The organism is Paracoccus panacisoli (assembly GCF_042435015.1).
Classification (GTDB): Bacteria; Pseudomonadota; Alphaproteobacteria; order Rhodobacterales; family Rhodobacteraceae; genus Paracoccus; species Paracoccus panacisoli.
The window spans coordinates 1-9,281 of the sequence record NZ_JBHMQU010000026.1 but is presented as its reverse complement, the minus strand read 5'-3'; the positions used below and the strand labels follow the sequence as shown (position 1 = coordinate 9,281).

Annotated in this window: 11 protein-coding genes and 1 tRNA gene; 11 read left to right on the top strand and 1 reads right to left on the bottom strand. The window is 71.7% G+C overall.

From position 1 onward, the window contains the following. The coding region (locus ACFHYO_RS06720) for a hypothetical protein (RefSeq protein ID WP_394319261.1) at positions 1–906 on the bottom strand (906 nt) is incomplete at its 3' end. 285 nt (positions 907–1,191) lie between these two features. On the opposite strand from ACFHYO_RS06720, the gene infA reads away from it, so the two are divergent. The 11 genes from infA to ACFHYO_RS06665 all read left to right on the top strand — a co-directional run bounded on the left by infA (position 1,192) and on the right by ACFHYO_RS06665 (position 9,263). Beyond that, positions 1,192–1,410 (top strand): translation initiation factor IF-1, encoded by a 219-nt coding sequence (infA, locus tag ACFHYO_RS06715; protein ID WP_036636451.1) that lies wholly within the window; start codon positions 1,192–1,194, stop codon positions 1,408–1,410. A gap of 40 nt (positions 1,411–1,450) precedes the next feature. Then, positions 1,451–2,053, top strand: a complete 603-nt coding sequence (locus tag ACFHYO_RS06710) for a Maf family protein (protein ID WP_394319259.1) — start codon at positions 1,451–1,453, stop codon at positions 2,051–2,053. Next, on the top strand, positions 2,050–3,120 hold the full coding sequence (locus tag ACFHYO_RS06705) for a ribonuclease E/G (protein ID WP_043131523.1): 1,071 nt from the start codon (positions 2,050–2,052) through the stop codon (positions 3,118–3,120). The genes ACFHYO_RS06710 and ACFHYO_RS06705 overlap by 4 nt, the downstream gene beginning before the upstream one ends. Further along, a complete protein-coding gene (locus ACFHYO_RS06700; protein ID WP_036700889.1) occupies positions 3,117–3,299 on the top strand; it encodes a DNA gyrase inhibitor YacG in 183 nt (60 codons plus the stop codon). Before ACFHYO_RS06705 ends, ACFHYO_RS06700 begins: the two co-directional genes overlap by 4 nt. Positions 3,300–3,377: 78 nt before the next feature. Next, positions 3,378–3,453 (top strand) — tRNA-Phe (locus tag ACFHYO_RS06695). Positions 3,454–3,618: 165 nt separating this feature from the next. After that, positions 3,619–4,212, top strand: coding sequence for a dTDP-4-dehydrorhamnose 3,5-epimerase (gene rfbC, locus ACFHYO_RS06690; protein ID WP_394319257.1), 594 nt, complete (start codon positions 3,619–3,621; stop codon positions 4,210–4,212). Beyond that, positions 4,209–5,252, top strand: a complete 1,044-nt coding sequence (rfbB, locus tag ACFHYO_RS06685; RefSeq protein ID WP_394319255.1) for a dTDP-glucose 4,6-dehydratase — start codon at positions 4,209–4,211, stop codon at positions 5,250–5,252. Before rfbC ends, rfbB begins: the two co-directional genes overlap by 4 nt. Continuing rightward, positions 5,252–6,214, top strand: a complete 963-nt coding sequence (locus ACFHYO_RS06680; protein ID WP_394319253.1) for a hypothetical protein — start codon at positions 5,252–5,254, stop codon at positions 6,212–6,214. Before rfbB ends, ACFHYO_RS06680 begins: the two co-directional genes overlap by 1 nt. Beyond that, positions 6,211–7,062 (top strand): dTDP-4-dehydrorhamnose reductase, encoded by an 852-nt coding sequence (rfbD, locus tag ACFHYO_RS06675; RefSeq protein WP_394319251.1) that lies wholly within the window; start codon positions 6,211–6,213, stop codon positions 7,060–7,062. Before ACFHYO_RS06680 ends, rfbD begins: the two co-directional genes overlap by 4 nt. Then, positions 7,059–7,964: a glucose-1-phosphate thymidylyltransferase RfbA gene (gene rfbA / locus ACFHYO_RS06670; protein ID WP_394319249.1), complete on the top strand. Its 906-nt coding sequence runs from the start codon at positions 7,059–7,061 to the stop codon at positions 7,962–7,964. Before rfbD ends, rfbA begins: the two co-directional genes overlap by 4 nt. Before the next feature lie 66 nt (positions 7,965–8,030). After that, complete coding sequence (locus tag ACFHYO_RS06665) at positions 8,031–9,263, top strand: glycosyltransferase family 2 protein (protein WP_394319247.1); 1,233 nt, start codon at positions 8,031–8,033, stop codon at positions 9,261–9,263. Positions 9,264–9,281 lie beyond the last annotated feature (18 nt).

Genomic DNA, 9,281 nt, shown 5'->3' with positions numbered 1-9,281 from the left:
CCACGGCGTCGCCGGGGCCGGGGCGGCCGATTCGGTCTCGGCCGGGGTCGCGGGCGGCGCGGCGGGGGTCACGACCGGTGCGGCCGTCGCCGTCTCGGCCGGGGGCGCCGGGGCGGGCGGCGTGGCAGCCGCTTCGGCCGACGCGGCACGTTCGGCCAGCGCCTTCGCCAGCTCGTCGTCCGAGGGCGCCCCCTCGGCCTTGGCCGCGTCGCGCGCTTCGGCGGCCGCGTCCTTCGCGGCGTCCTTCACCGCCTTGGCCTCATCCTTCGCTGCCTTTGCGACGTCCTTGGCCTCGTCTTTCGCGGCCTTGGCCTCGTGCTTGGCAGCCTCCTTGGCGTCCTTGGCGGCGTCCTTCGCCGCGTCGGCCGCGTCCTTGGCGGCGGCGCGCCCGGCCTCGGCCACGGCGTCAGGCTCGGCCGCCGGTTCGGCGGCCGGGGCCTCTGCCGCGGGCTCGGCCGGCACCACCACCGGCGCTTCGGCCGGGGCCGCAGCCGCGGTCACCACCGGCTCGGCGGCCGGCGCCGCGGCAAGCGGCTTGCCGTAGATCTTGCCGCCCTCGACCGGGACCAGCTCGCCGTCCTTGACCCGCATCGTCTGCTGCGGGGCGGGGGCGAGGATGAAGCTGCCGTCCTCGACAAGCTGCACCGCGATCCCCTCGGGCGTGAACTGCGGCGCCGCCTCGGGGCAGGGCTTGGGCGCGTTCATCAGGCAGACCAGCTTGTCGGCGGTCAGCCCGTCGCCGATCTCCTCGTCCAGCATCCGGGCCAGCTCGGGCATGTTGGCGGCGCGCTCGGCGCCCACGCGCGCTGCATCGGCGGCGCTGAGCGTCTGCGCCGAGGCGAGCGCGGGCAGGGTCAGCCCCAGCCCCAGGGCGATGGCGGTCGTGTCACGAAAGATCCGGCGCATGGCGATTCCTTGTCTCGGGCGCCGCGTCGGGCGCAAGGCTGCGTGCTCGTGCCCGCAACGCGGGCGATGTGCGCATCAAACCTCATTCCGCCCAGGACGTTCCCCGAAATTGTCGTGAACGGCCGGCAAAGACCCGTGACCGGGCCGTGAGCACCCGCTTCGGGCGGCAATTCGTCACGCCGGCGGCGGGCGCGAACGGCCCACCGCACGCCCCTCTTGAAAAAGCCGGGGTTTCGCCGCATATGGCGCAGGTCCGCGACAGGCGGATTCCCTACAGGAGAGATCATGGCCAAGGAAGAGATGCTCGAATTCCCCGGCGTCGTGAAGGAACTTCTGCCCAACGCGACATTCAGGGTCGAGCTCGAGAACGGCCATGAGATCATCGCGCATATGGCGGGCAAGATGCGCAAGAACCGCATCCGGGTTCTGGCCGGCGACAAGGTGCAGGTCGAGATGAACACCTACGACCTCAGCAAGGGTCGGATCAATTACCGCTTCAAGTAAGGCGCCAGCGGGGCCCGCGCAGGGCGCGCGGCCGCGCCTGGTGCTCGCCTCGGCCAGCCCGCGACGGCTGGAACTGCTGGCCCAGATCGGGATCGTGCCCGACGCGATCATCCCCGCCGACATCGACGAGACCCCCGGCAAGGCCGAGGCGCCGCGCGCCTATGTCGCCCGCATGGCCGCCGAAAAGGCTGCCGCGGTGGCGGCGGTCGAACCGGGCGTGGTGCTGGCCGCCGACACCACGGTGGTCGCGGGCCGCCGCATCCTCGGCAAGCCCGCCGACTCGGCCGAGGCGGCCGCGTTCCTGCGCCTGCTCTCGGGTCGCCGCCACCGGGTGCTGACCGCCGTGACGGTCGCCGCCGAGGGTCGCGCGCGGCACCGGCTGGTCGAGACCACGGTCCGCTTCCGCCCGCTCAGCCCCGCCGAGATCGCAGGCTATGTTGCCTCGGGCGACTGGCGCGGCAAGGCCGGGGGCTACGCCATCCAGGGGCCCGCCGCGGCCTTCGTGCCGTGGCTGCAGGGGTCGTTCACCGCCGTGGTCGGCCTGCCGCTGGCCGAGACCGCGGTGCTGCTGGCCGCCGCCGGCGTCACCGCCGCGCCGGTTGTCGAGCCCCGCGCCGCGCCCGTGACAGGAGAATTCGCATGAAGGGTCGCCAGGTCGTTCTGGGCCGCCATTTCGGGGGCGAGGCCGCGGCGCTGATGGTGGACGGGCAGTTGCAGGACCTGCTGTTCGACCTGTCGGGCCTGACCCCGCTGCCGCCGGGCAGCGTCTGCCGGGCGGTGGTCGATCGCCTGGTGAAGGGGCAGGGCGGCGTCTTCCTGCGCCTGCCCGAAGGCGAGCGCGGCTTCCTGCGCGACGCCAAGGGGCTGAGCGAGGGGCAGACGCTGATCGTCCAGGTCTCGGGCGTCGCCGATGACGGCAAGGCCATCCCCTGCACCCAGCGGGTGATCTTTCGCGGGCAGACGGCGCTCGCCACCCCCGGCGCGCCCGGCGTCAACGTCTCGCGCCGCATCCGCGACGAAGGCGTGCGCGCTCGCCTGACCGCGCTGGGCGAGGCGGCGCTGGCCGCCGCCGGCGCGCCCGAAACGCTCGGCCTGGTGATTCGCAGCGCCGCCGCCGCCGCGCAGGACGCCGAGGTGGCGGAGGAGGCGGGCAGCCTCGCCGGCCTCGCGGTAGAGGTGATGGGCGACGTCTCGGGCCGGCCCGAGCTTCTGGTCGACGCCGACCTGCCGTGGCGCGCCGCCTGGACCGACTGGGCCGACCCCGCCCCCGACGCGGTGGACGAGGGCGACGACAGCTTCGACACCCACGGCGTCGCCGCCGCCATCGACGCGCTGCTCGACGACGAGCTCGACCTGCCCGGCGGCGGCTTCGCGGTGATCGAGGCGACCCGCGCGCTCGTCGCCGTGGACGTGAACACCGGCCGCGACACCACGCCCGCGGCGGCGCTCAAGGCCAACATCGCGCTGGCCCGCGACCTGCCGCGCCAGCTTCGCCTGCGGGGCCTGGGCGGGCAGGTGGTGATCGACTTCGCCCCCAGCCCCAAGCGCGACCGCGGCACGATCGAGCAGGTGCTGCGCGCCGCCTTCAAGGCCGACGGGACCGAGACGGTGCTGATCGGCTGGACGGCGATGGGGCTTTTCGAGCTGAACCGCAAGCGCGACCGCGTGCCGCTGGCCGCCGTCGCCGCCACCGCCGGAGAGCCGGAGTGAGCTGCCCGATCTGCCAGCGCCCCGCCGACCCGGCCTATCGCCCATTCTGCTCGCGGCGCTGCGCCGACGTGGACCTCGCCCGCTGGCTGCGCGGCGACTATGCCATCCCGGGCGAGCCGGTGGACCCGGCGTCCGTCCCGCCCGAGGCTGACGGGCGCGACCGCCGCGACGACGATTGAGCCGCGTTTTGCCTCTGGACAGCCCCGCCGCGACTGTCTAGGAACGCTCCACCCACGGGCGGCAACGCCCCGCAGGGCGCCCGGATAGCTCAGTTGGTAGAGCAGCGGATTGAAAATCCGCGTGTCGGTGGTTCGAATCCGCCTCCGGGCACCATCCCCCTCTCTCCGCGATGCGTCGACACTGTCATGCCAGCGCTGTAGCGGTACCGCGCGGTAAGGGGGTGAGCTCCGTACCGCTTCCCCCGACTGCGCCGGAAGGGGATCACTTCCAAAACTCCGGCTGCGGTGTCATAGGGGCGTCGTAACGAAGGATATCCCGATGCTGATCGAACCCACCGCGCTGCCCGGCGTGCTGATCCTCACCCCGCCGCGGTTCGGCGACCACCGGGGGTTCTTCTCGGAAAGCTGGAACCGCCGGACGCTGGTCGAGGCGGGGATAGAGCTGCCCGAGTTCGTGCAGGACAACCACTCGCTGTCGGCCAAGGCTGGCACGCTCAGGGGGCTGCACTACCAGGCGCCGCCGCACGCGCAGGGCAAGCTGGTGCGCTGCGGGCGCGGGCGGCTTTACGACGTGGCGGTGGATGCGCGGCGCGGCAGCCCGCAGTACGGCCAGTGGGTCGGGGTGGAACTGAGCGCCGAGAACGGCCGCCAGCTCTGGGTGCCGGCGGGCTTCCTGCACGGCTTCGTCACCCGCGAGGACATGACTGAAGTCGTCTACAAATGCACCGACCACTACGACCGCGCCGCGGACGGCGGGGTGCGCTGGGACAGCGTGGGGGTGGACTGGGGAACGGATGCGCCGGTGCTGTCCGAGAAGGACACCATCGCCCCCGCCTTCGCCGACTGGGATTCGCCCTTCGACCTTTCCGACTTCCCCGCGCCCGTCTGGGCCGGAAAGGAGGTGCGGGCATGAAGATTCTCGTCACCGGCGGTGCCGGGTTCATCGGCTCGGCCGTCGTCCGTCAGGCGGTGGCGGCGGGGCACGGCGTCGTCAACCTCGACGCGCTGACCTATGCGGCAAACCTCGAGAACGTGGCGAGCGTCGCCGAGAGCCCGCTCTACGCCTTCGAGCACGCCGACATCCGCGACCGCGCGGCGCTCGACCGGGTGTTCGCCACCCACCGCCCTGACGCGGTGATGCACCTTGCGGCCGAAAGCCACGTGGACCGCTCGATCGACGGGCCGGGTGCGTTCATCGAGACGAACGTCACCGGCACCTACAACCTGCTCGAGGCGGCCCGCGCCTACTGGACCGCCGCCGGGCGGCCCGAGGGGTTCCGATTCCACCATATCTCGACCGACGAGGTGTTCGGCTCGCTGCCCGACGACGCCGCGGTCAAGTTCACCGAAAAGACGCCCTACGACCCGCGCTCGCCCTATTCGGCCAGCAAGGCGGCGTCGGACCATCTGGTGCGGGCCTGGCACGAGACCTACGGCCTGCCGGTGGTGCTGACCAACTGCTCGAACAACTACGGGCCCTATCACTTCCCCGAAAAGCTGGTGCCGGTGGTGATCCTGCGGGCGCTCGCCGGGCAGCCGATCCCGGTCTACGGCGACGGCGGCAACGTCCGCGACTGGCTGTATGTCGAGGATCACGCCGACGCGCTGCTGACCTGCCTGACGCGGGGCGAGGTCGGGCGCAGCTACAACATCGGCGGCGAGAACGAGGCGAAGAACATCGACCTCGTGCGGACCATCTGCGGCCATCTGGACACCATGCGGCCCGAGGGCGCGCCGCACGACCGGCTGATCACCTTCGTCGCCGACCGGCCGGGCCACGACCGCCGCTATGCCATCGACCCGACCCGCATCCGCACGGAACTCGGCTGGCGCCCCTCGGTCACGGTCGAGGAGGGGCTGCGCCGCACCGTCGCCTGGTATCTCGAGAACGAGGCGTGGTGGCGGCCGCTGCTGGCGCGCGAAGGGGTGGGCGCGCGGCTGGGGACCGGCTGATGGTCGGGCCGCGGTCCCTGTTCCTGCACGTCGGGCTGCCCAAATGCGGCTCGTCGGCCTTGCAGGACTGGGCCGGGACCAATCGGGCGCTGCTGGCCCGGCAGGGCCTCGACTGGCCTGAGCCCGAGGCGACGGACCACATGGCCGCGCGCCACCAGTGGCTGGTGAACGCGCTGCGCTTCGGCCCCGATGCGCGGCTGGAGCAGGCGCTGGCGGCTGCCTCGGGCGACGTGCTGATCTCGGCCGAGGGGCTGAGCCGGCATCTCGACGATTTCGACCCCGCCCATCTCGAGTGGTTCCGCGCGGTGACCGCGGGCTGGGACGTGCGGCTGATCCTGATGACGCGGGCGCCGGGCGACTGGGTGCGCGCGATGTGGAAGGATTTCATGCTGAACCCCGCGGCCAACGCCGACGAGTACGGGCTTGCCGTGGGGCTGGCCGATTTCGCGGCGCTGCCGCGGGTGCGGCGGCTCGGCGACGTGCGCCGGCTGGGGCGTGACCTCGGCGCAGCCTACGGCGCCCGCGACCTGACCGAGATCGACGCGGACGGCGACTGGCTGCCGGCGCTGGGACGGCTCTTGGACATCGACCTGACCGGCGCCAGCGCGCCGCCGCGCCGGCACGAGTCGGTCTCGGACGCGGTGGTGCCGGTGATCCGGGCGATCAACGCGCTGGCCGAGGACCGCGACGGCAGCGATGCGGCGCTGTCGGGCCCGCTGCTGGCGCTGCTGCAACAGGCGCTCGACAGCCGCAACGACAGTCTGCGCGCGCTCGAGGCGGCGCACGGGCCGGGGCTCGCCGCGCAGGCAGAGGCCCTGTCCGCGGCGGTCGCCCACCTGCCGGCGCTGGCCGAGGCGCAGGGCGGCGATCCGGCGTCCGCGCTGGTGATCGAGACGATGGCCGCGCGGCTCGACGCGCTGGGCGGCGCGGGACCGGACGAACGCAAAGGGGATGCGGCATGAGCGGGTTACTGATCTTCGGCCGGACCGGGCAGGTGGCGCGGGAACTCGCGCGGCTGGCGCCCGAGGCGCAGTTCGCCGGGCGCGACGAGGCCGACCTGACCCGCCCCGACGACTGCGCCGCGCTGATCCGCGCGCGCAAGCCCGCGGCGGTCATCAACGCTGCCGCCTATACCGCCGTGGACCGCGCGGAATCCGAGCCCGACGTCGCCCGGCTCATCAACCGTGACGCACCCGAGGCGATGGCGGTCGCCTGCGCCGGGCTCGGCATTCCGTTCGTCCATGTCTCGACCGACTACGTGTTCGACGGCAGCGGCGACGCGCCCCGGCGCGAGAGCGACCCGACCGGGCCGATCGGCGTCTACGGCACCACCAAGCTCGAGGGTGAGCGCGCCATCGCCGCCGCCGGCGGCCAGTGGGCGGTGCTCAGGACGAGCTGGGTGTTCTCGGCCCATGGCACGAACTTCGTCAAGACGATGCGCCGCCTCGGGGCCGAGCGCGACCGGCTGACCATCGTCGCCGACCAGATCGGCGGCCCCACCCCCGCCGCCGACATCGCTGCCGCGCTGCTGGAAATGGCGCGGCAGATGCAGGCCGACCCCTCGAAGGGCGGCATCTACCACTTCGCCGGCGCCCCGGACGTGAGCTGGGCCGACTTCGCGCGCGCGATCTTCGCCCGCTCGGGCCTGTCGCCCACGGTCGAGGACATCCCGACCTCGGCCTATCCCACCCCGGCGCGCCGGCCGCTCAACTCGCGGCTCGACTGCACCGCCATCACTCGCGACTTCGGCATCGCGCGCCCGGACTGGCGCACGGGCCTTGCCGCCGTCATCACGGAGCTTGACGCATGACCACCCCCCGCCAGCAGCGCAAGGGCATCATCCTCGCCGGAGGGTCCGGGACGCGGCTCTACCCGATCACCATGGGCGTCTCGAAGCAGCTGCTGCCGGTCTATGACAAGCCGATGATCTACTACCCGATCTCGGTGCTGATGCTGACCGGCATCCGCGAGATCGCCATCATCACCACCCCCGACGACCAGGCGCAGTTCCAGCGCCTGCTGGGGGACGGCAGCCAGTGGGGGGTGCGCTTCACCTGGATCGTGCAGCCCTCGCCGGACGGGCTGGCGCAGGCCTATATCCTCGCCGAAGAATTCCTCGCCGGCGCCCCCTCGGCGATGGTGCTGGGCGACAACATCTTCTTCGGCCACGGTCTGACCGAGCTGCTCAGGACCGCCGACGCGCGCGAGGAGGCGACGGTCTTCGGCTACCACGTCGCCGACCCCGAGCGGTATGGCGTGGTCGCCTTCGACGCCGAGGGCCGGGCCCGCGAGATCATCGAGAAGCCCGCCGTGCCGCCCTCGAACTACGCGGTGACGGGGCTCTATTTCCTCGACGCCGACGCCCCCCGCCGGGCGCGCGCGGTGGCCCCCTCGGACCGCGGCGAGCTTGAGATCACCACGCTGCTCGAGACCTACCTGCACGAGGGGCGGCTCAACGTCGAGCGGATGGGGCGCGGCTATGCGTGGCTGGACACCGGGACGCACGGCAGCCTGCTGGACGCCGGTAACTTCGTCCGCACGCTTGAGAAGCGGCAGGGGATGCAGTCGGGCAGCCCCGACGAGATCGCCTATGACTGCGGCTGGATCGACGCCGAGGCGCTGACGGCGCGCGCGAAGCTGTTCGGAAAGAACGATTACGGGCGGTACCTAAGCGGTCTGCTCGAGGGGGAGGATCCTCGCGCCGTGACCTAGCAGCTTGGCCCAATTTCTAATTTCGAGGCTGGGTGCGTGTTGGCTGGGATGAATTGAACACCAAGAATGACTAGCAGAATCAACCTGACCAACGTCAAGCGGCTCGTTTCCCGAAGCCTCAGGCGATTACGCGCGGTCGGCAGTGCCCAGCCGGGCAACATAGATCAGGCGGCCGGCCGGATGATTGTCGGCTGGGTGAGGGACGCGGCAAGCGCCGGCCCCATCACACTCGATCTGGTCGTCGATGGTGTGAAGATCGCCGAGGGGATCGTCGCCGACGAGCATCGTAAGGATCTCGAAGAGGCGGGGATTGGTTCCGGCCGATTTGGCTTTGACTGGCGCCTGCCGGCGAACGGGCCGGGCCTGCGCGCGGGCGCAACCGTGGAAGCCGTCCGCGCCGGAACGCGCAAGGTTCTATTGCGGCACGTTGTTGTCTCTCCGGCGACCGACGGGCTCAGACACCATGCGAGGCAGGGCGCACGTGCCAGCGAAGCGCGGTGGCAGGCGAAGATCGAGCACGCCAGCCCGAACACGCTACGTGGCTGGGCCGTGGATCACCGTGATCGCGGTCTGGTCTTTGCCATCGACGTGCTGATCGACGGACAGTTCTACTGCGTCACGCGCAACAACGAGCCTCGTGGCGACCTGATGGGGCTCGGCGCGTCGGAGGGATTGGGCGGGATCCGCGTCTCACTGCCGTTGGAGCGTCTCGAGGCCGGGGCGCATAGCGTGTCGCTGCGTTTCCCCGACGGGGAGACCTTGAGCAAGCAGGTTGTCGTCGACGCGCGCGCCCGGTCCTACGCCCTCACCGAAGGTGTGTTGCCGATTGCGCCGCGCGATGTCGCCGTGATCGTCCCACTCTACAACGCGGCCGACGACGTCGAGACCTGCATCGAGCGGCTGGCGCGCTTTACCCCGCCCGAGGTCGAGGTGGTCTTCATTGACGACGCATCGCCCGACCCGGCGATTGCCGGACTGATGCGCCGCGCCGCTGCCCGACCCGGAATGCGAGTGCTGACCAACGCCCAGAACCTGGGCTTCACCCGCACGATCAACCGGGGCCTTGAGGAAGTTGGCCGCAAGCACGCCATCCTCCTCAACAGCGATGCGCGGGTCACCCCCGGATGGGTGCAGGGGATGCTGGTCGCCGCTGCGTCGCGGCCGCGTGTCGCCACGGTCACGGCGATGTCGGACCGGGCAGGGGCGTTTTCGGCGCCGGAGTTGGGCAATGCCAACACCCTGCCCCCCGGGGTGGACGGGTCGTGTCTCGGAAGTGGTGGAAATTGGACGGCGGCGTAATCTCCGGGTGAACTGACA